Source organism: Kribbella ginsengisoli, from assembly GCF_039537185.1.
Lineage (GTDB): Bacteria > Actinomycetota > Actinomycetes > Propionibacteriales > Kribbellaceae > Kribbella > Kribbella koreensis.
Map to the genome: position 1 here is coordinate 118,831 of NZ_BAABAA010000009.1, position 21,066 is coordinate 139,896.

The following is a 21,066-nucleotide window of genomic DNA, read 5'->3' on the forward strand; positions in this document are numbered from 1 at the left end:
CGCATCGGCTGGGCACTCGCCCGGGGGCGGGCGGTGCGCCACACTGAGGTTCGGGGAGGGGGTTTGGCTGTATGAGCAAGATCAGGTTGCTGGGGGCGCCTGCGATCGAGCAGGCCGGTGGCGTTGTGCGTCCACCGCGCGGGCGGAAGACCTGGGCTCTGCTTGCCTACCTCCTACTCGCCGACCGGCCGCCGAGCCGCAAGCGGTTGGCGGAGCTGCTGTTCGCTGACGCGGACGACCCGCTCGGCGCCTTGCGCTGGTCGTTGGCGGAGCTGCGGCGAGCACTGGGCGGCGGTGACGTCATCACTGGCGATCCGCTGGTGCTGACGCTCGGACTGGACACATCTGCGGATGTCCTTGTGGTCACTGAGGACTCGGCGGATCCGGCGCCGTTGCTGGACTTCAATGGTGAGCTGCTTGATGGGGTGGAGCTTCCTTCCTGCCCGGAGTTCGAGTCCTGGTTGCTGGTCGAGCGGCACCGGCTCTCTGCTGCGATCGAGGGACGACTCCGGGAGACCGCTGTGTCACTGGTGGCCGGCGGCCGAGCGAGTGACGCCATCGCCTATGCGTCAAAAGCTGTGGCACTGAATCCGCTGGAGCAGGGCAACCACGAACTCCTGGTGCGCAGCCTCGCAATCTCGGGGAACCGGACGGCCGCACTCCGGCAGATCGCCGTCTGCGAAGACCTTCTCCGGCGTGAGCTCGGATTGGAAGCGTCCGCCGCATTGCGAGAGGCGTCCGAGGTCGGGCCCGGCCGGATCGCTGGTCCGGCTCTGGGCGGACGGGCGGCAGCGGCGAGCCAGTTGGAGGCGGGTCGGGCGGCGATTGCGGCAGGAGCGGTCGACGCCGGTATCCAGTGTCTTCGGAGAGCGGTCTCTGAGGCTGAACACTGTCGCGACGACGCCTTGCGAGGTCGCGCTCTCGCGGCACTCGGCGGCGCTCTCGTGCACGCCATCCGCGGCCACGACGAGGAAGGCGCGATCGTCTTGCACGAGGCGATCCTGGTCGCCGAGCAAGCGGGTGACCGGAGTACGTCGGTGCTCGCTCATCGACAGCTCGGATTCGTCGAGGTACAGGCTGGTCGGCGGCAGACGGCTCGCAGTTGGCTGGCTCGCGCACAGCGGCTGGCTGAGACCGATGAGGAGCACGCGGCGATTCTCGGCGTACTGGGAATGAACTCGTCGGATCAGGGCGACTATCCGGCCGCCTTCGCGCATTTGGGAGAGTCGGTCGAAACGGCCGCGCGGTGTGGGGATCGGCGGCAGCAGGCTTGGTCGTTGTCGATCATGGGCCGGGCGCGGCTGCTGCGCGCGGAGTACAGCCAGGCCGCTTCGATCGTGCAGGAGTCGCTCGACCTGGTCCGGCAGGAACGCTGGATCGCCTTCCTGCCTTGGCCGCAGGCGCTCAACGCCGAACTCGACCTGTACGCCGGTGATCTCGACGCAGCCGCCGATGGGTTCGAGCAGGCGTGGGTGCTCGGGTGCCAGCTCAACGACCCTTGCTGGGAAGGGATGGCGGGGCGCGGACTCGGGCTACTGAGCGCCGATCGTGGCGATCATGCAGGGGCGACCGAGTGGCTCACGCAGGCGGCGAGCCGGGCGGCACGCGAACCTGATCGCTATCAATGGGTCCATGGCCATGTGCTCGATGCAGCCTGTACGACGGCGTTGGCGCGCGACGATGCCGAGCGTGCCCGGCCGTTGGTGGCGCAACTGGCTGCCCTGGCGGCACGCTGCGATATGCGAGAGCTGATGGTGCGCGCCAAGCTGCACCAGGCCCGACTCGGCGACTCGTCGGCGGCAGCTTCGGCGCGCTTGCTGAGCGCGGAGATCGACAATCCCGCCCTGACTGATCTGTTGATCCACTAGTCGAAGGTTGCGTCGAGGCGGAGTTCGCTGGAGCGGTCCGGTTCGGAGAGGACTGCTCGGATGACGTGGCGTTGGTCCCAGCGGCCGGAGGACCAGGCGAGGGCTTTGGCCAGGCCGTCGAAGGTGGCGGCGTGCGGGCTCTTGTCCTCGTCGACCCACCAGGAGACGTCGACGCCGTCGACGGTCAGCTCCTCGTGTTCCCACCAGGTGTCCGGCGCTTCGGGGACGAGCTCGCGCACGAGGTCCGGTACGTCGGCCTCGGTCCCTTCGCTGTCGATCTTGCCGTCAGCGACCTCGCCGGCCATCGGTACGTCGAGCAGATCGCTCAACCCATCCGCGGCAGCTCCGGAAGCGACCACGAAACCGCCCAGATCCCCACGCTGCAACCACATCGGCGCATCGGCGACGACCGCGTCACCGGCGTTCATCACGGTGGTGACCCCGCTGCCGTCCAGTACGCGAACGTCGTCCGGCGTCTCCCCCGGATAGGCCTCATGAAGGCCAAGCTGACTCCACAGCCGCAAGATCGCGCTCTCTTCGACCTCACGCCCGGGATCCGCGAGCCGGTCCAGCAACAGCTCGACGCCGGCTGCATCCAGGTCACTGACCACGCGGACCAGACCGACCGCGGTCCGCACCTCTGGGTCCAGCCGAGCCGTCCACTCAGGTGCGGCATCGAGGAAGCTCGCGAGGATCGGGTCGGCGGCCGGATCTGCCCGGCCCGCCAATGGCTCGCCGTCTTCGAGCAGAACGCGCTCTCTGATCCACCAGGCCGGGTAGGACAACGCGCCATGCGGGCGATCGTCCGGTCCGACGACACGCACCGTCTCGACCAGTGCGCGGCGAAGGTCGGGCGACGAGCCGAAGAGTTCGAGCACGCGCGGCCAGGCATCGTCGACGATCCAGTCCAGGTCGCGTACCGCGAGCAACTCCCCCACAGTCGCCCCGAATCGCGAGCCGTCCGGCGCCACGTCGTCGGCCCAGTCCTCGATCCCGTCGAGATCGGCCAGCGCCTCGGGCAGCTCGTCGAGCGTGACGTCGGCGGCCGAGACGGTCCCGAGCGAACTCAAGACGCCGATCGCCTGCAACGCGGGCAGTCCGAAACGCTCGACGAGCGCGTTGTCGATCGGTGCGACCTCTTCGTCGTCGAGTACTGCGGCTGCGTCGGAGCCGGCGACGACGAGCGCGTTGGCGGGGACCAGCTCGCCGGTGGCGTCTCGTAGTACGAGGTCGGACAGCCACCACAGGCCCTCGGCCTGCGAGACGTCTGCCGCGACGACGGTGAGCACGGCCTCGGCGATGACGTCGGGGTCATCGGCTTCGGCGGCGTGTTCGACGGCGGCTCGGACGGCGTTGTCCTCCAGCAGGGCGCGCGGCGACATGGGGAGCGCTCCGAGGCGTTCCAGCGACGGGTGCACTGCCTCGGGGTGCACGACGCGTACGCCGTACTCGCCGAAGATCGCCAGTACGTCGGCCGTCAGCTCGTTGCCGGGCAGGAGCAGGCCGCGGACTCCGCGGACCAATCGACCGTCGGCCAGTGGGACGGGAAGGGTGCCGAGGGACTCGCGGAGCAACGGCTCGGTGACCATCGCCGAGAGCGCTCCATAGACGTTGTGCCACCACGCCGGAGACTCCGTCGCAGCAGCCGAGCCGAGCTGGTCGATGAGATCGGCGAGGTCGAGCCGACGAACACCGAGGGCGTCGAGCGCGGTCCGGTCCTGACGCGGTGCGGCGATCAGGCCGGGCACGATCGGCGCGAGCACGACATTGAAGGCATCGTCCGAGCCCTCGACGACGACGGCTTCGCGAGGTTGCAGCAAGGTGCCGTCCTCGACGGCGCGGACGAGCGGCGTACCGGGCAGAGCCTTGAGGATCGCCTCCCGGACAGCGCGGTCCAGCGCTCCGGCGGCGAGGCCGATCGGGACCAGCGGGAGGACGTTCGCTCCGTCCTCGGCGCGGGCGCGGAGGAGTTCCGCGTAGGCCGTCGCTGCCTCCGCCACGAGGCGGTCGGTCAACGGACCGGCGGCAACGTGCCGTCGCGAGGGGTCCAGCGGAAAGGTTGCCAACAGCAACGCAGGAAGAGAGAGCGCTTCATCCGTCGGGGTCGGCGCATGCACGACACCAGGTAGTTCAGCAGCCTCCCTCGGCAGCGCCCAGAGGACTGACCAGTACGGACGGGAGCGTTCCTCGGTGGGGCGGTCCGCGAGTAAGCGCTCTCTGTCCTCGTCACTGAGGACACCGGATGCTCGCTGGACGTGCCAGCGGGACTCGGCGTCGGTGAGGACGCGGACCGACCCTTCGATGTCGAGTTCGATCCGCTCCAGGCCGGGCAAGGCGAGCAGCAGGGCATCGTCGGCTTCGCCGAGCAGGCGGCGTACGAGTTCGATCGCTGCTTCGTCGCGGAGCGGGAGGATTACGGCGGTGTCGTAGCCCGCGGGCGGTTCGCCTTCCGCTTCGAACGGCAGCCGCAGTACGGGCACTTGACCATCGCGCCGGCGGACCTCGGTCGCCAATCCGGGCTCACCGGTCGCGGCGACGGCGGCCGCGGTGTCGGCGCGGGAGAAACGGACGCCGCCGGTGCGCGACAGGATCACCGGCTCGTCGGTCACCGCCAGGACGGCCGAGAAGCCGACTCCGAACCGCCCGACAGCGCTGTCCGAGTCGTCCCTCTTGGCCGACGCGCGCAGGGTCGCCAGCGACTCGACACCTTCGGCGCTCAACGGCGTACCGGTGTTGGAAACGACCAGCGTCCCAGCACTCAGAGAGAACTGAACTCGCCCCGGCACACCCGCCCGGGCCGCCGCATCCGCCGCGTTCTGGGCGAGCTCGACCACTACTCGATCGAGGTATCCGCCGAGCGCCAGATCCTCCTCGGCGTTGGTATCCTCCCTGAACCGAACCGGTGCCGCCGCCCACGCAGCCAGCACGCGCTCTCTGATCCCGCCAACCCCGAACTCGTCATTCACCCGGAGGAGTATGCCGGTGGACAATCCCGTCGCAGCAGCGGGACCGGGCCACTGGGTTCGCTGGATGGAATTTCAAGAGGTGGTCAGGCGGCGGATGGTCCGGCGGTACGACGTGGAGCGGCCGGTTCGACAACTGCCCGGGCGGATCGCGAAAGGTCCCGGAAGGGCAGGGATCGCCCGCCCTTCCGGGTCACCTAGCTAGAAGTCGCAGCCCGGGTTGGGGGCGTCTTCGGAGAGCGGAGCGCCGTGCGGGAGGACGTACAGGACCTCCAGGACGACGGGCTTCTTGCCGAGGTTCAGGCCGATGTGGGTGTGGTCCGCACCGCTGGGTTCGACGAAGGCGGCGCCGGTCTTGTAGACGGTCGGCTCGCAGGACGCGTCCGGGTGAGTGAGCGTGCCCTGGGCAACGAAGGCGTACAGCGTGCCGTCGTGGAAGTGCCAGCCCGTCTTGCCGCCGGGCTGAATGGTGACCTCACGCAGGATGTAGTCGGTGTCGCCGACCGTGGTCTGGCTGATGATCTTGCCGGTCACGCCCGAGCCGGGGGTGGCGTCCGCGACGGCGGGCACCAGGGCCAGGCCGGCCGCGGCGATGCCGGCCAGCGCGGTCCGGCGGATTCCCCGAGTGGCTCCACGCATGGGTGTGTTTCCTTTCTTCGCAGGGGTTGGTCACAACAGTGACAGCACAGCCGGACAGGCTGTGACAATTCATCGTGCCAGGTATCGTCGGCGCGTGATCACCGCTGGCAGTCGCTATGTCGCTTTGGGCAGTTCGTTCGCCGCCGGCCCCGGAATCAAGCCGATCGTGGACAAAGCTGCTGGGCGTTCCGGCCGGAACTACCCGCAGCTGGTGGCCGAGGCGCTGGGTCTGGAGCTGACCGACGTCACCTACTCCGGCGCGACGACGGCGCACATCCTGCGCGAACGGCAGGACGAGGCGCCGCCGCAGATCGATGCCGTCGGCCCCGATACGGCACTCGTCACGATCACGGCCGGAGGCAATGATCTGGAGTACATCGGTACCTTCATCCGGGGCAGCATGATGAACACGCTGGCCAAGCCGGCGACCCTGCTCGGCCGGCGGGTGGCCAACCGGATCCGGGCGCGGGTCAGCTACCTCAAGGAGCCGGGCGAGTACGCCGCGGTCGCCGCGTCGCTCACCGAGATCGTCAACACGGTCCGGGAACGCGCTCCCCGGAGTCGCGTCGTGCTGGTCGACTACCTGACCGTGGTCGGACCGGGTACGCGGGCGCGTCTCGACGTACCGCTGAATGAAGAGCAGTTGCCGAGCATCGTGATGATGGCGGACGGGCTGGCTGGTGCGTTCGCGACCGCCGCGGAGGCGACCGGCGCCGACCTCGTCGAGGCGTCGGCGGCCGGGCGCTCACATGCGGTGGGATCGGCGGAGCCGTGGACCACCGGCTTTCGCTTCGGCCCGGGCAGGGGTGTCCCCTACCACCCGACGGCGGCCGGCATGGCCGCCGTCGCCGACCTGGTCGTCGCCAGACTCCGCTGACCTTCGGCAACTCCGCTGCCTCTGGGCCAACTCCGCTGCCGCTCGGTCAGCCCGGGGTGCGGGCGGCGCCGGTCACGCCGGGGCGACGCCCTCGGGGTGGATCTCGACTGCCTGGTAGACCGGTAGGCCGCCCGGGCCGGGGCAGACTGAGATGCGATCGACGATCTCCAGCAGGCGCTCGTCGGTGGCGACGTCGACGACCCAGTAGCCCGCCAGCACCTCCTTCGTCTCGCTGAAGGGACCGTCGGTGATGATCGGCTCGCCGTCCGGCTGCGCCTGATAGGTCCGCATCTTGTCCGGACCTTCGAGCCCGCGCGCCTCGACCAGTTCGCCGGCTGCCTGCAGCTCCCGGTTCAGCTCGTGCATGTACTCGACCATCACCTTGAGGTCGTCCTGCGACCAGGTCTTCGGCATGTCGTCCCAGCCCTGCTTGTTCGAGTGCATCAGCAGCATGTACTTCATCGGTCCCACTCCTTGTCGTCCGTCCCCGTACCGGGGTCGCTCAGCAGCTACGTCGGAACCGATCCCGCGTTCTCGACAGGGTTCTGGTCCAGACAGGTTTCCGGGCTAGAGAAGTTTCTGGCGCGACGCCTGTACGCCGAGCTGGAACCGGGTCTGTGCTCCCAGCGTCTCCTGGAGCCGGCTGATCCGGCGAGCGATGGTTCTCTCGCTGACGCCGAACTCGCGAGCGATCGACTCGTCGGTGAGACCGGCGCTCAGATACGTGAGCAACCGTTTCGTCTCCAGCGACGGCGCTCCGACCGCGTCGCTCGTGTCGGTCCCGCTGGTGATCGGCACGGCCATCCGCCAGAACGCGTCGAACACCCCGACCAGACCGGTCAGGAACGGCGAGTGATGCACGACCATCGCCGCGGTACTCGTGATCTCGCCGGCCGTGGTCCGCGCCGAGAGCAGCGCCCAGCGGTCGTCGACGATGGTCAGATTGAGCGGCACCTGCGGAAACACCCGCGCCTGCTCGCCCGCGTCGACGCACAACTGGACCATCCGGAGCGCGGCCGGATCCTGTAGCACCCGCGTCCCGTAGATCACCTCGTACGAGACTCCGCGCCCGAGCGCATCGAAGAGCCCGTCGACGATCTGATGATCCGGCGACGCGAGATTGCCCACGGTCATCGCCCGGACCTGCTGCTGGACGTCGACCTGCACGTGGTTGAGCATGGCCCGCGCAGTCTCGGCAGACGGCAGCAACTCGACGTACGTCTGCTGCCCGATCCCCGCGGTCCACAGATCGGAGAGCAAGGCAGCGCTCTCTCGTGCGAGATCCGCCTCTCTCGTACGCCGCTGCGCCAGCGCCTCCATCGCGAGGTGCGGCGGTTGCGGCAACACCTTGCCATCGGCCCGCTCGATCAGCCCGATCGCGGCCAGCTCCCCCAACGGCCCTTCCACCGCCGCGCAATCGCCACCCGGGGTGAGCTCCTCGACACTCAACGCACCACGCGTCATCAGATCGAGGTAGATCGCCTCGGCCTCGGCGGAGATGCCCAATGCGCGAAGTTGGTGCATCCCTCCTGTGTATCAGTTCTTCGCGGTATAGACGTACGGAGTCGTGGTGGTGACCGCGAGGAATCCGAGTCGCTGGAGGATCGGGGAGCTGTCGTCGGAGGCGTCGACCTGGAGGTAGCGGTAGCCGAGTTCGACCGCCCGGGCGGCGCGGACGGCGACGAGTGCCTTGTAGATGCCCCTGCCCCGCCACTCGGCGAGCGTCGAGCCGCCCCAGAGACCGGTGAAGTCGGTGTTCTTCTTGTAGACCGCCCAGGCTGCCGAGACGACCTCGCCGGTCGTGTCCGCTTCCGCTACGAAGATGTCGGTCAGTCCGGTGGCGTGCCGGCGTACCAGGTCGTCGGTGAGCCAGGACCAGTCCTGGTCCCAGACGGTCGACTCCATCGCGGCGATCCGCTCGAAGTCGGCCTTGTCCTCGGTATGCCGAATCGTCACGCCGTCGACCGTGTCACGACCCGACAGTCGCGCGACGATGTCGGCGCTCTCGGCGATGACGACGGTCTCGCGCTCCTCCGGCACGAACCCCGCCGCGGTCAGTCGCTCGGTCAGGTCGGCCGGCAGGTCGTGCCCGCGGGTCTTCCACTCGACGGGCTGGCCCTTCGCTGCGAAGTACTCGCGCTGGCGAGCGATCAGTGCATCCAGCTCGGCGCCGTCGAGCCCGGCGAGAGAGCGGTAGCTGACGAATCCGCGGTTCGGGTACTCGACCCGGATGACGGGTCCGTCCGTGCTCGTCGGTACGTCGGCCGACTCGGCGCCGCCGCGCAGCTGGTCGTCGTACGCCGCCAGCAGCTTCGCGGCCCGGTCTGTCTTGAGTTCAGCGTTGATTCCTTCAGTCACCCGAGGACTGTGCCACGAGACGAGGTCCACGCGTGGACACATTGCGCCAAACCGCACTCCACAGTCGACGGCGAACCGGGCGGACCCGCAGCGCTTCCTCCGCAGTACGCCGTACTTCGTCATACCCGCTCGTAGAACACCGCACATCGTCGGCGATGATCTTGCTGTTCACGACCAGACTCAACGCTTCCATCTCTTCACGCTCCTGCTCCGGGCTCCCTGTTCGGGTGCCTTCACAACACAGGTCGGAGCCGTCGCGTGGATCTATACATTTTCTTGCTGCTCAGTTGTGAGAACGAGAATCCGGAGCAAGCCGGTCAACTGATCTTGGTCGGCCGGGGACAGCTGGTTGACCAGGTCGACCTCGACCTGGGTGATGTCACCGAGGGCCTGTTGCCAGATCTTGAGCCCGGAGTCGGTGAGGGTGGCGACGACCTTGCGGCGGTCGTCGCGGTCGTGATGGCGGGCGACGTACGTCATCCGCTCGAGCGCATCCAGCCGGTTCGTCATCGCGGCCGGGGACAGGCCGAGCTGGGTGGCCAGTCGTCCGGGCGTCGATTGGTACGGCGCTCCGCCGCGGCGCAGCATGTGGAGCGTCTTGAAGCCCCACCACTGCAGGCCGTGCCCAGCCAGTACTGCGTCGCGCCGGCGGTCGAGGTAGCGCCCGAGCGCCTGCAACCGGGTGGCGATCCCCTCCACTCGGAGGTCCATGTCCGGGAGCTCTCGGCTCCACAACTCCACGTGCGTGTCGATCGAGTCCTTCACCAGCCGAATGATTCAGCGACTGAAGCTTTGTTGTCAAACCTTTCGATGTCGAAATACTCTCCGTCGCATGACACAGATCGCGCTCTCTCCGCTCATCCGGTCCGGTCTCTGCCTGATGCGAGCAGGACGCTGGGACGACGCCACCCAACTCCTCGCGGCCGCTCGAGCGGACACCGGCGAGGAACGCCTCGCGCTCGCGGCCGCCTTGGCCGAGGTGGCGGTCGACCAGGACTTCGCTCAGCAGACCGACAACGCCGGCCCGCGTCTCGTAGTACTGGCGGAAGCGCTCTCCGAGACGCCGGATGCCTTTATTGCTTGGGATTTCGCGTTCCTGCAGCTGCGGAAGGAGTACGGCGTAGCTCTCTTGGCTGCTGACCGCGACTCCGGCGCCGACCTCGCGGAGCGAGCCGCTCACCTCGCCAAAACCGCTCCCGCCGGCAGCCGCTCCGGCCACGCCCACTTCTATGCAGGCGTCATCGCCGACAACCTCCTGGAACAACCCGAGGCCGCCTTCGCCGCCTACACCACCGCACTCGACCTGGGCGAGCGCTCCGCCGACGACCTCCTGATCTCCCTGGCCCTCCGTCACCTGGGCGACCACGCCCACACCGCCGGCGACCTCCCGTTGGCCCGAATCCACTGGGAGCGCTCAACCGAACTCCGCCAGAAGATCGGCCACCTCCTCGGCACCCTCGCCCAGCAGACCCTCCTAGCAGTACTAGCCCGCGACGAAGGCAACCCAGCCGCCTCCAAAGCCCTAGCCACCGAGGTAAACCGCTGGTCCCACCAAGCATCCCTCCCCTGGCTCCAAGCCCAATCCGCCGCCCTCACCAACGATCAGAAGCGTTCGAGTTCGTAGAGTTTCCGGCCGGCGGAGTCGAAGACCGTGGCGTGGTCCTTGGAGTCGAAGCGGAGTTTGTAGGTGGCCTTGTTCATGCTCTGGGTCACCCGCAGGGTGTAGAGGCCGTTGCTGTCCGGTTTCTCGGACAGGACGCAGGACATCGGTCCGCCGATGTCGAGCGGCTTGCCCTGGTCGTAGAAGACGCCGTCGCACTGGCCGTCCGCGCTGAAGGATTTGCTGCCGGTACCGTCGGACGCGGTCCAGTTGCCGACGACCGTGCTCGCGTCAGCCTGGGCAGGTCCGCCGAACGCCGACGAGAGTCCCCAGACGACCAGGGCGAGCACCGCCAGCGCGAGGATGGCGTAGAACGGGTTCTGCCGGACCTTGTTGACGAACGTACTGCTGTTGTCGATCTTCAGGTTCCGGCCGACCGTGTTACCCGTCGCGATGACGCCGGAGTTCGACGGCGTGCTCGCAGAGCGCTCCGCCGCCGGCAACGCGGCTGCCAACTCGGCCGCGAAGTGCGGGTCGGCAGCAGCTGCCGCCTGCAACGCCCGTACTGCGTCCGCGCGGGCGCCCGGCGTCGCCTCGCCCGCGTCGCGCGCCTCGGCAGTGAGTCGCTGGATCGACGGATCGACACCCAACTTGGGTGCCACCACCTTCCAGACCCGTTCGCCCGCCGCGTCCAGCGCGTCGTCGGTCAACCCGTCGACGATCTTCGCCACCCGCCGCGCCTTTCCCGCCGCCCAGGCAACGAGAAAGCCAACCACTACATCCATTCCCAACCCCATCTCTCTGCTCATGAACGCCCCGGCAAGGCAGGTCGTCGGGGGACCTGCCTTGCCTCCCCCCGGGTCTCCAGGGTGAAGGGGGCGGCAGGTCGGCTGGGGTGGTTGTGCGTGGGCGGCTGGTTGCGCACAGGCCGTTGCAGAACGTTATGGGACGTGCTAGTCCTTAGGCTGGTTTACGAGGGGGGCCTCTATGCCGAGCGACCGATCCGCTGGATCTGCGCCGACTCCGCGACTGACGCTGCGTCATCGGCTTGCCTGGCTTCTGCGGGTCAATCGCTTGCTGGGTACGCAGCAGGAGTTCACCGTACGGACCAAGTTCGCCGCTGCCTGGCCGAGTGGCCGGGATCCGCGATCGATCAACCCGTCGACCATCTACCGGTGGGAAACCGGCGGCTCGGCGATCCCACACTCGGCCGTTCGGCGGTACGAGGAGTTACTGGAGCTCTCCCCCGGCCGCCTGGTCGCCGCCTTCGACTACGAGATCCGGGCGAACCGGCCGGTGATCGAGTCCGCGCCCGCACTGACCCGGGACCATCGCGTCGAACCCCGCACCCTCGATCGGCGGCTGGACGCCTACCTCGATCGCGTCTGCGGCCCGGCCGTGATGAGTGGCTCCGACTGGGACGGCTTCACCGAACTGCTGGCGACGCGGCCGGCGGCGTACCTGCCTGGCCGCACCTGGCGGGAGATCGCCCAACGCCTGCTCGCAGAGATGCTCGTCGCCTGTGGGCAGTCATGGCTTCAGCGGTACGAAGCGGTGAACCGGCTTCTTGCTCATCCAGCCGCGCAGGGCGAACTGATCGACGCCTGCGCGGTCGCAGCGGCCGATCGCAACAACCAGGTGATGATCTCGACCGTGGCCGCGCTGGGGCACAGCAATCACCGCGACTCCATCTCCGTCCTCCTGCGCCAGTTGGCGAATCCGACCGATGATCGCGCGCTGTGGGGCACCTTGTCCGCACTCTTCGAGGCCGCCACCCTGAAGCAGCTCAACCCCGATCAACGCCATCAAGCTACCCGGACGCTGCGCGAGATCGCTGCCGCCGGTGGCCCGCTCGGGTTGATGGCGGAAGACATCCTGCAGGCGTTGTGGACGCTGGCCGGGCCGGTCGCGATCGGCTACGGCGGTCGGCAGTACGGCATCCGCGAACCTGTTTCGCTGGCGGCTCAGCGCGTCGCGCATGCGTCCGCGGCGGCCCTGCCGACTGCTCCTGAGAGCTTTACCGATGACGTGTTTCCGCAGCTGGTCGAGGAGTTGCTGTTCGACCCGTCGGAGGAGGCCCGGCTCGAAGTCTCCATGCTGATCGCCGCCAGTCCTTATCGCGCGGGGATCGCCCGAGCCCTGTCGGCGGAACTCAGGCGCGGCCGTACGCTCACGGGCGACCCTGAGCGGTCCGGCACGCTGCTGTCCGCGCTCCGCATGATGGGCGGCCGCCCGGAACGCGGGCTGATCGAACGAATCGTGCTGGCCGATGGCCTGCCCGGACCGACGGTCTCCGCTGCCGCTTACGCCCTCGGCCACCTGGCCGGTCTCCCACCGAACTCCTGGTGGGACAGCGCCATCAGCAAACACCTGGCCGACTGGCGCCGCACCAGAAGCAAGACCAGCGTCGCCGCCCTCCGCGGCCTCGCCTACAGCGCCGGCGTCACCGGAAACCAATCCCCCCTCCGCCGCCTGAAAACCGACCCCACCACCCCGCCCCCCGTCCGAGCCGCCGCCGCCTGGTGGCAGAACCAACCAGCTCACATCACCGCCAGCGCCCAACTCTGAGAGCACTCAGGCTGATTCTCGGGGGACGAGGTGGGGGTCGAAGATCACGGAGGTCGGCGGGAGGGTTGGGTCTTCGATGTGGGTCAGGAGGATTCGGGCCATTTCGGCGGCCATTTCTTCTACTGGTTGGGCGACTGTGGTCAGTTGGGGGCGGGTGGAGTGGGCTGGTTCGCTGTCGTCGAAGCCGACTACTGCTACGTCGGCGGGGACGGAGCGGTGGTGGGACTGGAGGATCTTCAGTGCGCCAGTAGCCATCAGGTCGTTGGCGGCGAAGATTCCGTCGAGGTCGGGGTGGGCTGCCAGGAGTTCCAGCATTGCCTGTTCGCCGCTTTCGCGGGTGAAGTTGCCTTTGGCAACGGGGACGTACGCCTGGCCGTGCCGGGCCATGGCGTGGCGGAAGCCGGTGAGGCGGTCTTGCGCGGCGGGGACGTCGCTGGGACCGGCGATGGTGGCTACTCGGCGGCAGCCACGGGCGACCAGGTGGTCGGCGGCCAGTGCGGCGCCGCGTTCGTGGGCCAGGTCGACGTAGCTGATCGGTACGTCGCGGCCGGGGCGAGCGAAGAGGACGGCTGGGATGCCGGCGTCGACGAACAGGCCGGGCAGGGTGTCGTCGGAGTGGGTGGAGACGAGCAGGGCGCCATCGGCCTTGCCCTGGCGGACGTAGGCGACCGCGTCCGCGCGAGCCGCGTCCGAGTCGGCAAGTACCAGCGTCGGGTGGACCTTCTGCGGCAGCAAACTCTTCACCACCCCAGACGTGATCCGGCCGAAGAACGGGTCGCCCAGGACCTGTTCGGCCGAGCCGTCCGAGCCGGAGATCACCAGGGCGATCGCGCCTGCCTTCCGGGTGACCAGCGACCGGGCCGCTGTGTTCGGGACGTACCCGGTGGTCCGCACCGCCGCCTCGACCTTCGACTGCATCGCGGGATCGACGGTCAGCACGCCGTTGATCACCCGCGACGCGGTGGCACGGGAGACGCCTGCCGCCTTGGCGACGTCTTCCAGAGTCGGCCGATTGCTGTTCATGGCACCGGATCGTAGCTGCGTCAAGCTCTCCCCCTCATCGAGATATCCACAGGTACGGCGGCCCGCTGCCCACAGGCCGCCGTACCCGAGCCAATCGGTCAGTTGCGATAGATCCCGAACTCGAACAACGAGTAGCCCCAGCCGGTACCACGCTGGGTCCCGGTCATCCGGACATACCGCCCGGACCCACCGGAGGCGATGCTGTCGACATCGCCGTTGCCGTCACCGGTCGCATAGACCTGACGCCAGTTGTTGCCGTCGTCGGAGGCCTCGATCCGGTACGCCCGGGCGAAGCTCGCCTCCCAGATCAGCTGGATCCGGTCGAAAGACTGCACCGACCCGAGATCCACCTGCACCCACTGCGGATCCGACCAGTCACTCGCCCAGCGGGTCGTGTTGTTCCCGTCCGTCACGTTCGACGGCGGGTACGGCGCGCCGTTCCCGACCTGCTGGTACGACGAAGCCGTCGCCGGCTTGCCCCGCGCGATGTTCGTGCCCTGGACCGGCGGAGCGACCACCCGGAAGGACCTCGTCTCGATCCCGACGTTGCCCTTGCCGTCGCGGACATAGTCGTACAGCTTCCACACCCCGAGCCGCTCGGGCACCGTGACGGTGAACGGCCCGTTCCCGCTGAACGGCGTACCGACCAGAGCGCCGCTGCCGTCGATGTACTTGCCGCCGACCTTGAACTCGTGCGTCAGCGCGTCCCCGTCAGGGTCGGACACGTTCACGGTCACCGAGATCGTGCCGCCGGCCGGGACGTCCGTCGTACGGCTCAGCGTCATGTTGCTGATCACCGGAGCCGTGTTGCCACCACCGGCACCGCCGAAGGCCTGCCGCACGGCGTAGTACGAGAGCCGCTTCTCCCCACCAGGCGTCAGGTTGAACCACACGGCGCCGAAGTCGTTCTCAACCCCATAGTGGAACAGGGTGGCGCCCAGCGCGACCCCGGTGTGCCCGGTGATGCAGTTCCACGCCTGCAGATACCCGTCACGCTTCTGGATGTCAGTGGGCTCGTTCGGTACGCCGTTCGCGTCGTTCGGCACCTCCCACTCACCAGCGGGCCCGGCCTCGGTCACGATGTACGGCTTGTTGTAGCCGCCGTTGATCCAGTCCTGCTTGACCTGGCAGATGTGCCCGTACGAGTTGACCGCGAGCAGATCCAGGTCAGGCGTGTACTGCTTGAAGTACGGCCAGGCACCCGTCCACGCGTCGGTCGAGGTGACCGGGTGGTTGGGGTCGATCGCGTGGATCGCCTGCGTCGCCTCGTTCACGAAGCGCGCATACGCGATCCGCTGGTTCTCCAGCTCCGTACCGGAGAAGCAGTTCTGCATGCCGAGCACGGACTCGTTGCCGACGTTCCACATCAGCACGCCCTGGTTGTCCTTGTACTCCGTCGTCCAGCGGCGGATCTCGGCGAGCATGTTCGCCTTGTACGTCCCGTCCGTCACGTAGTTGACGCAACCGCCGCTGCCGGGTCCACCACCAGGTTGGAGCCAGTAGCCGGCGATGACTCGCATGCCGTTCGCGGCTGCCGCGTCGAAGAGCGGCTTGGAGGAGGCGTCGGTCCCCCAGGTACGCACGGTGTTGACGCCGATCGCCTTCAGCGCAGGCAGTCGGGCGCCGGCCTCCGAGGCGGGCGGACCCCAGGTCAGGCCCTTGACCTGCCAGGGCGCGTTGTTGACGACCAGCTGCCAGTTCCCTTGACTACCAGAGACATGGACGGTGCCAGTGCCTTGCGGCGGACCGTTGTCCCCGCCGGTACCGAGCACCTGGAACTCGTACAGGGACATGCCGTAGCCGTTGGCGCGCTTGACGCCGTACATCCGGACGTACCGGCCGCTGCCGTTGACGTTGAGGGTCTCGTTGCCGCCGGGGCCGGCGACCGTGCTGTAGATCGGGTTCCAGTCCTGGCCGTTGCCGGAGACCTCGATCCGGTACTCCTTCGCGTAGGCCGCTTCCCAGCGCAGTACGACCTGGCTGATGCTCGCGGTGGCGCCGAGGTCGACCTGGAGCCACTGGTTGTCCTGCCAGACGCTGGACCATCTGCTGTTCAGGTCGCCGTCCACTGCGGCGGTGGCCGGCGTACCGGCGCCTTCCGATGACGAGGCCGTCACCGGGCGCCCTTGGGACAGCAGGGTGGCCGCTTGCGCGGGTTGAGCCAGTAGTACGACGTTGCCGAGCAGCACGACGGCTGCTGCGACGGTGGCGGCGATCGCCGATCGGCCGCGATGGCTGCGCCGGGAGGGCTGCAGCCGCACGCGGCGGGTCGCGAAGTCCATTCGGGTACTCCTTCGCTGGGGTGCGAGAGCGGGGCGGGTGGTGTCAGAGAGCGCTCTCTCGCGGTCTGATAGTTGCGCCCGTGTTACCGCGTTGTCAACGGCTCGTCACGCTCAGGCGGTTCCGGAACCAACAAGCACTTGACAGCTGGACAACCCCGGCAGAGGCTGTCTCAGAGAGCGCTCTCCCGCGATGTCCCACCGCGGGTTGCCTGAACTACCGCCCCCGCGGAATCCCCCGACCAGGAGGAGATCCGTGTTCACCAGAAGGAAAACAGCCCTGTCCGCAGGCGGCATCGCCGCCGTCCTGATCGCCTCGGCGCTCGCCGCCGTGGCCGCTTCCGAGGCCCAGGCCGACGATCTGGTCACCCACCACGAGTTCCAGGTCAACTGCAACGTGCACCACCGCGCCACCAACGACCCGATCGTGTTCCCGAACATGCCGGGCGCGTCCCACGAGCACAGCTTCGTCGGCAACACCACGACGAACGCGGCCACCACCCTCAACAGCCTCCAGGCCGCCGGCGCGGGTCAGACCACCTGCCTCAACCCCGACGACCTGTCGGCGTACTGGTGGCCGACGATGTTCCGCAACAACGACCCGGTGCCGCAGACCTGGCGGCAGACCATCTACTACAAGTCGGGCATCCTGCGGTACCAGGACGTCCGTCCGTTCCCGCCGGGGATCCGGTTCGTCGTCGGCAGCCCGAGCGCCACGCTGGACCAGTTCAAGAACTCCCCCGGCGCGGTCGAGGGCTTCGAGTGCGGCGACATCTCGAAGAGCTGGGACATTCCGGCGTACTGCACCCCCGGCACCCAGGTCAACGTCCGGTACCAGGCCCCGAGCTGCTGGGACGGCGTGAACCTGGACTCGGCCGACCACAAGAGCCACATGGCCTACCCGGTCAACCTGGTCTGCCCGGCCGACCATCCGGTCGCCGTACCGATGCTCGAGTTCAAGATCTCGTTCGAGGCCAGTGGTGACATGGCCGGAACCAGGTTCGCCAGCGGTCGGGGCTACACCTGGCACTACGACTTCTTCAACGCGTGGGACCCGCCCACGCTGGCTGCCCTGGTGAGCCACTGCATCAACGGTGGCCTGCAGTGCAACGGCAAGGGCTTCGACCTCTACAAGCCCGACCGCGGCCAGGTCCTCGGCGACAACTACCGCCTCCCCGGCCGCCCAACCATCCCGACCGTCTAACCCCGAAACTCCCTGCGGTGCCGGCGACTGGGGAAAGGGACCGGCGCCGCAGGGTACGGCGGGCAACTGCCCGAAGAGGCAATTGGTTGCCTTGACGCCGTACCAGGCCTTGACAGCCCTGGGGAGTGCGAGCACCGTCGAAAACATCTGAGTCTGGGGGACCCGGGGAACAGGTGCTTGGGGAAGCACAGGGGCTGGAGACACAGGGGGAAAAACTGATGAGCTACTACAGTCATGCCCGGACGCGACGAGCAGTAGCCGCGACCGGGCTCTTCGCATTCATGATCCTCGGATCGGGCACTGCGCTGGCTCAGCCCTCCGCGACCGCCGCGCCGAGCGGTACGGCGGCCGCGCCCGCCTCGAAGATTCCGTCGATCGTCAGTCAGCGGATCGCCAGTGTCGGCAAGGCCGCTGGTGGCTCCCATCGGCTCGATGCCGGCCAGCGCGCGAAACTCAGCGACCCGCTGATGACCGTGGACACCGACGCGAACCTCGACCTCGAGGTCCACGCGATGGGCCGGGTGAGCGGCAACGAACGCGCGGAGCTACAGCGGCTGGGTGTACGCATCCTCAGCGGCTCCGACCAGTGGGTCAAACCCCAGCGAATGAAGGCACTTCTCAACGCTGGTGTCTTCCGTGCCCTGGTCCCCTACGACCGGGTGGACCAGGTTGCGGCTCTCGGCTGGGTCGCCGCGATCCGGCCGACGGAGAGCCTGCCGCCCGACGCGGGCAGCTTCCTCAGCGAAGGCGTCGCGCTGCACCGCGCGGACGCCACCCAGGCGCTCGGATTCGACGGCGGCGGGATCTCCGTCGGTGTCATCTCGGACGGTGTCAGCAACCTCGCCGCTGCCCAGGCGCTCGGGGACCTTCCGGCCGGCGTCACCGTACAGGCCGTCGGTTCCGGTGACGAGGGCACCTCGATGCTGGAGATCGTGCACGACATGGCGCCCGGCGCCGACCTGTTCTTCCGCGCCACCGGTGGCGGCGTGACCAACCACGTCGCGGCCCAGAACGCGCTGGCCGCGGCCGGGATCGACATCCTGACCGAGGACATCCCGTTCGACAGCGAGCCCGCCTTCCAGAAGGGCATCGCCGCGGTGAACGGTGAGATCCTCGCCGCCTCGGGCGTCTGGGTCAGCTCGTCGGCCGGAAATCTGAACAGCACGCACGCTCCGCGGGTCCTGGCGACCGGTACCGGCACCGGGCCGGACGGCGGATCGCCCACCGGCTGCGGCGTGGCACCGACGAACACCGTCGCCTTCAACGGCGCGGACACCACCTTCGACGTCACGGTCGGCGCCGGCGCGACCATCGGCACGACGCTGCAATGGAGCGAGCCGCGGGCGATCTTCCCGACCGCCGGCGCCGGCGGCTTCACGAACCTCGATCTGTACATCCTCAACGCGGCCGGCACGAACTGCCTGGCCACCAGCACCGGCGCACAGGGCGGCGGTAGTGGTGACACGATCGAGCAAGCGTCCTGGACGAACCCCAGCGCCACCACCGCCGCCACCGTCAAGCTGGCCGTCAACGTGACCGGCTCGACCGGCGCCAAGGGCACGCCCACGATCGACCTCCGCTGGCGTGGCGCCGGCGCCGTCGACGCCACCGGGAACGCCGGATCGCTCAACCCCGACAGCAACTACACCGATCTGGCCACCTCGGCCGGCGCAGTCAACGCTGGTGCGGACCAGAACCCGACCACCGTCGGCCTGGAGAACTTCAGCGGTCAAGGCCCGGTGTCGCTGGTCAGTACGACGGTCTGCTCGACCTCGTACCCGTGTCCCGCATCCGGTCCGCCCGGCAGCAACCAGAGTGTGGCCGGTGGCGGTGGCCGGACAGCGATCGCACCGACCTACTCCGCGGGTGACGGTGTCTCGGTCAGCGGCGTCGGAAACTTCGGCGCCGGAAGTTGCCCGGCCACGACCCAGGGCGACTGCAGGTTCTTCGGAACCTCGGCGGCCACGCCGAGCTCGGCAGGTGTCGCCGCTCTGGTACTCGACGCGGCCGGCGGACCCGGCACGCTGACGCCCTCCGCGCTGACCGCCGTACTCAACGCCAATGCCACCGACCGGGCAGCCCCCGGTCCTGACAACGCCTTCGGTTCTGGGGTTCTGGACGCCTTCTCCTCGGCGACCGGACGCGCTGACCTGGCGGTGACGAAGAACTGTCTGCCGGACGGCCCGGCAGCCGCCGGTACGTCGTACCCGTGCACCATCACCGTGACGAACAACGGTCCGGCCATCGCTCGGGCGGTCAAGGTGACCGACACCGTGACGTCGAGCGGGACGTTCCAGCTGTCCACCACCTCGCCCGGCTGCACCGCACCCGCGGGCGACCAGGCGGGCAACGCCCAAGCCACCTGTACGCTCGGCGACCTCACTTCGGGTCAGCAGGTCAGTGTCGTGGTGCGCGAGGGTGCGAACGAGGCGCAGGACATCGCCGACACCGCGACTGTCAGCGGTGGCACGGTCGATCCCAACGGCTCCAACAACTCCGCCTCCGACACGCTGCACCTGGTCGGCTCGGCGGACGTGAGCATCGACAAGACCGCTCCGGCCACGGCGACCGCGGGTGGCCAGATCACCTGGTCGAGCACGATCTCCAACGCGGGCCCGTCCACGGCGGCCGGCGTGGTCGTCCGGGACGTGCTGCCGGCCCAGGTCACGGTGGTCTCCGTCACCGCCACCGGCGGCAGCTGTACTGCGGGAGTACCAGGCAACCCGTCCCTGCCCACCACCTGCTCGCTGGGCAATCTCGCGGCCGGCGGCAACCGGACGATGACGGTCGTCGCCACGATCGACTCCTCGTTCACCGGCGCGATGCACAACGACGCGAGTGTGTCCTCCGCGACGGCTGATCCGGATCTGGGCAACAACACCGACACCGTCACCACCCAGGTCGGAGCACAGGCCGATCTGTCGGTCACCTCGACCGACAGCCCGGACCCGGTACTGGCCGGGCGGCCGTTGACCTACACGGTCAGGGTCAGCAATGCGGGACCATCCACGGCGACCGGGGTCAAGCTGGTCGACGTACTGCCGGGCGCGGTCGACTTCACCTCCGCAACGGTGACGACAGGATCCGGTAGCTGTGTGCTGGTGACGATTCCGGTGGATCCGCCGTCCAAGCAGGTCGAGTGTGAGCTGGGCACGATGGCCCCGGCCGGCGGCCCGACCACCGTGGTCATCCTGACCCGGGTGTCGTCCGGTACTCCGCCCGGCTCCATCTCGGACAACGCGACGGTGACGTCGCCGACCTCCGACCCGGTACCGGCCAACAACACCGCGTCGGCCTCGACCACGGTCGGCACCTCGGCCGATCTGCGGATGGCGCTGGTGGCCGACAAGGACGTCTACAAGCCGTCGGCGACGATCATCTACACGGCGACGGTGACCGACCTCGGTCCGTCCGACGCCCAGCCGCCGAAGGTGACGATCGGGCTGCCGGACATCAAGGCGGCGGTGTACGTGTTCGACACGGCCGGCTGCAGCAAGGTGGGCCAGGCGCTGACCTGCCAACGGCCGACGTCTCTGGCCTCCGGAGCGGCTTGGTCGTTCAACGTCCACCTGCTGGTGAAGGGCAACAAGGGCGTGGTCACCACGTCAGCGGCAGTCAGTTCGACCACCGCTGATCCGGTGGCTGCCAACAACAGCACCACCTTGTCGGTCAAGATCGGCAAGTAGC

16 protein-coding genes are annotated in these 21,066 nt (G+C 68.5%); 6 read left to right on the forward strand and 10 right to left on the reverse strand.

Features of this window, described 5'->3' with window-relative positions; translation table 11 throughout:
- Nucleotides 1-71 precede the first annotated feature (71 nt).
- On the forward strand, nt 72-1,868 hold the full coding sequence (locus ABD768_RS29585; protein WP_344846125.1) for an AfsR/SARP family transcriptional regulator: 1,797 nt from the start codon (nt 72-74) through the stop codon (nt 1,866-1,868).
- On the opposite strand, the gene ABD768_RS29590 is transcribed toward ABD768_RS29585, so the two are convergent.
- Nucleotides 1,865-4,834, reverse strand: coding sequence for a sacsin N-terminal ATP-binding-like domain-containing protein (locus ABD768_RS29590; RefSeq protein WP_344846127.1), 2,970 nt, complete (start codon nt 4,832-4,834; stop codon nt 1,865-1,867). The genes ABD768_RS29585 and ABD768_RS29590 overlap by 4 nt on opposite strands.
- A gap of 198 nt (nt 4,835-5,032) precedes the next feature.
- Complete coding sequence (locus tag ABD768_RS29595) at nt 5,033-5,470, reverse strand: cupin domain-containing protein (protein WP_344846129.1); 438 nt, start codon at nt 5,468-5,470, stop codon at nt 5,033-5,035.
- Between the two features lie 94 nt (nt 5,471-5,564).
- Between ABD768_RS29595 and ABD768_RS29600 the strand changes: the two genes are divergently transcribed.
- A complete protein-coding gene (locus ABD768_RS29600) occupies nt 5,565-6,347 on the forward strand; it encodes an SGNH/GDSL hydrolase family protein (RefSeq protein ID WP_344846133.1) in 783 nt (260 codons plus the stop codon).
- Nucleotides 6,348-6,419: 72 nt separating this feature from the next.
- On the opposite strand, the gene ABD768_RS29605 is transcribed toward ABD768_RS29600, so the two are convergent.
- From ABD768_RS29605 to ABD768_RS29625, 5 genes are all read right to left on the reverse strand, one after another.
- The gene (locus ABD768_RS29605; protein ID WP_344846135.1) at nt 6,420-6,809 is read right to left on the reverse strand and encodes a YciI family protein; all 390 of its coding nucleotides are present in this window, start codon (nt 6,807-6,809) and stop codon (nt 6,420-6,422) included.
- A gap of 105 nt (nt 6,810-6,914) precedes the next feature.
- The gene (locus ABD768_RS29610; RefSeq protein WP_344846138.1) at nt 6,915-7,871 is read right to left on the reverse strand and encodes a LuxR C-terminal-related transcriptional regulator; all 957 of its coding nucleotides are present in this window, start codon (nt 7,869-7,871) and stop codon (nt 6,915-6,917) included.
- Between the two features lie 12 nt (nt 7,872-7,883).
- Complete coding sequence (locus ABD768_RS29615) at nt 7,884-8,705, reverse strand: GNAT family N-acetyltransferase (protein ID WP_344846141.1); 822 nt, start codon at nt 8,703-8,705, stop codon at nt 7,884-7,886.
- Nucleotides 8,698-8,898, reverse strand: a complete 201-nt coding sequence (locus ABD768_RS29620) for a hypothetical protein (protein WP_344846144.1) — start codon at nt 8,896-8,898, stop codon at nt 8,698-8,700. Before ABD768_RS29620 ends, ABD768_RS29615 begins: the two co-directional genes overlap by 8 nt.
- 71 nt (nt 8,899-8,969) lie before the next feature.
- Nucleotides 8,970-9,470 carry a MarR family winged helix-turn-helix transcriptional regulator gene (locus tag ABD768_RS29625; RefSeq protein WP_344846147.1) on the reverse strand — a complete coding sequence of 167 codons (501 nt, stop codon included), beginning with the start codon at nt 9,468-9,470 and terminating at the stop codon, nt 8,970-8,972.
- Nucleotides 9,471-9,537: 67 nt separating this feature from the next.
- Here ABD768_RS29625 and ABD768_RS29630 point away from each other — a divergent pair, with 67 nt between their 5' ends.
- A complete protein-coding gene (locus ABD768_RS29630) occupies nt 9,538-10,329 on the forward strand; it encodes a hypothetical protein (protein WP_344846150.1) in 792 nt (263 codons plus the stop codon).
- Here the strand turns inward: ABD768_RS29630 and ABD768_RS29635 are convergent.
- Nucleotides 10,308-11,090 carry a hypothetical protein gene (locus ABD768_RS29635; protein WP_344846152.1) on the reverse strand — a complete coding sequence of 261 codons (783 nt, stop codon included), beginning with the start codon at nt 11,088-11,090 and terminating at the stop codon, nt 10,308-10,310. The genes ABD768_RS29630 and ABD768_RS29635 overlap by 22 nt on opposite strands.
- 202 nt (nt 11,091-11,292) lie before the next feature.
- Between ABD768_RS29635 and ABD768_RS29640 the strand changes: the two genes are divergently transcribed.
- Nucleotides 11,293-12,873, forward strand: coding sequence for a hypothetical protein (locus ABD768_RS29640; protein ID WP_344846154.1), 1,581 nt, complete (start codon nt 11,293-11,295; stop codon nt 12,871-12,873).
- Between the two features lie 6 nt (nt 12,874-12,879).
- On the opposite strand, the gene ABD768_RS29645 is transcribed toward ABD768_RS29640, so the two are convergent.
- On the reverse strand, nt 12,880-13,896 hold the full coding sequence (locus tag ABD768_RS29645) for a LacI family DNA-binding transcriptional regulator (RefSeq protein ID WP_344846157.1): 1,017 nt from the start codon (nt 13,894-13,896) through the stop codon (nt 12,880-12,882).
- A gap of 98 nt (nt 13,897-13,994) precedes the next feature.
- Nucleotides 13,995-16,178 carry a discoidin domain-containing protein gene (locus ABD768_RS29650; RefSeq protein WP_344846160.1) on the reverse strand — a complete coding sequence of 728 codons (2,184 nt, stop codon included), beginning with the start codon at nt 16,176-16,178 and terminating at the stop codon, nt 13,995-13,997.
- A gap of 253 nt (nt 16,179-16,431) precedes the next feature.
- Here ABD768_RS29650 and ABD768_RS29655 point away from each other — a divergent pair, with 253 nt between their 5' ends.
- Together ABD768_RS29655 and ABD768_RS29660 are read left to right on the forward strand one after the other, a co-directional pair.
- The gene (locus tag ABD768_RS29655) at nt 16,432-17,379 is read left to right on the forward strand and encodes a DUF1996 domain-containing protein (RefSeq protein WP_344846163.1); all 948 of its coding nucleotides are present in this window, start codon (nt 16,432-16,434) and stop codon (nt 17,377-17,379) included.
- Between the two features lie 218 nt (nt 17,380-17,597).
- Complete coding sequence (locus ABD768_RS29660) at nt 17,598-21,065, forward strand: hypothetical protein (RefSeq protein WP_344846165.1); 3,468 nt, start codon at nt 17,598-17,600, stop codon at nt 21,063-21,065.
- Nucleotide 21,066: the final 1 nt, after the last annotated feature.

Excerpts from the sequence above, each read along its gene's own strand:
- ABD768_RS29650 (WP_344846160.1), bottom strand. The coding sequence starts at position 16,178 with ATGGACTTCGCGACCCGCCGCGTGCGGCTGCAGCCCTCCCGGCGCAGC.
- ABD768_RS29660 (WP_344846165.1), top strand. The coding sequence starts at position 17,598 with ATGAGCTACTACAGTCATGCCCGGACGCGACGAGCAGTAGCCGCGACC.
- ABD768_RS29635 (WP_344846152.1), bottom strand. The coding sequence starts at position 11,090 with ATGGATGTAGTGGTTGGCTTTCTCGTTGCCTGGGCGGCGGGAAAGGCG.
- ABD768_RS29610 (WP_344846138.1), bottom strand. The coding sequence starts at position 7,871 with ATGCACCAACTTCGCGCATTGGGCATCTCCGCCGAGGCCGAGGCGATC.
- ABD768_RS29605 (WP_344846135.1), bottom strand. The coding sequence starts at position 6,809 with ATGAAGTACATGCTGCTGATGCACTCGAACAAGCAGGGCTGGGACGAC.
- ABD768_RS29595 (WP_344846129.1), bottom strand. The coding sequence starts at position 5,470 with ATGCGTGGAGCCACTCGGGGAATCCGCCGGACCGCGCTGGCCGGCATC.
- ABD768_RS29645 (WP_344846157.1), bottom strand. The coding sequence starts at position 13,896 with ATGAACAGCAATCGGCCGACTCTGGAAGACGTCGCCAAGGCGGCAGGC.
- ABD768_RS29640 (WP_344846154.1), top strand. The coding sequence starts at position 11,293 with ATGCCGAGCGACCGATCCGCTGGATCTGCGCCGACTCCGCGACTGACG.
- ABD768_RS29630 (WP_344846150.1), top strand. The coding sequence starts at position 9,538 with ATGACACAGATCGCGCTCTCTCCGCTCATCCGGTCCGGTCTCTGCCTG.
- ABD768_RS29585 (WP_344846125.1), top strand. The coding sequence starts at position 72 with ATGAGCAAGATCAGGTTGCTGGGGGCGCCTGCGATCGAGCAGGCCGGT.
- ABD768_RS29620 (WP_344846144.1), bottom strand. The coding sequence starts at position 8,898 with ATGGAAGCGTTGAGTCTGGTCGTGAACAGCAAGATCATCGCCGACGAT.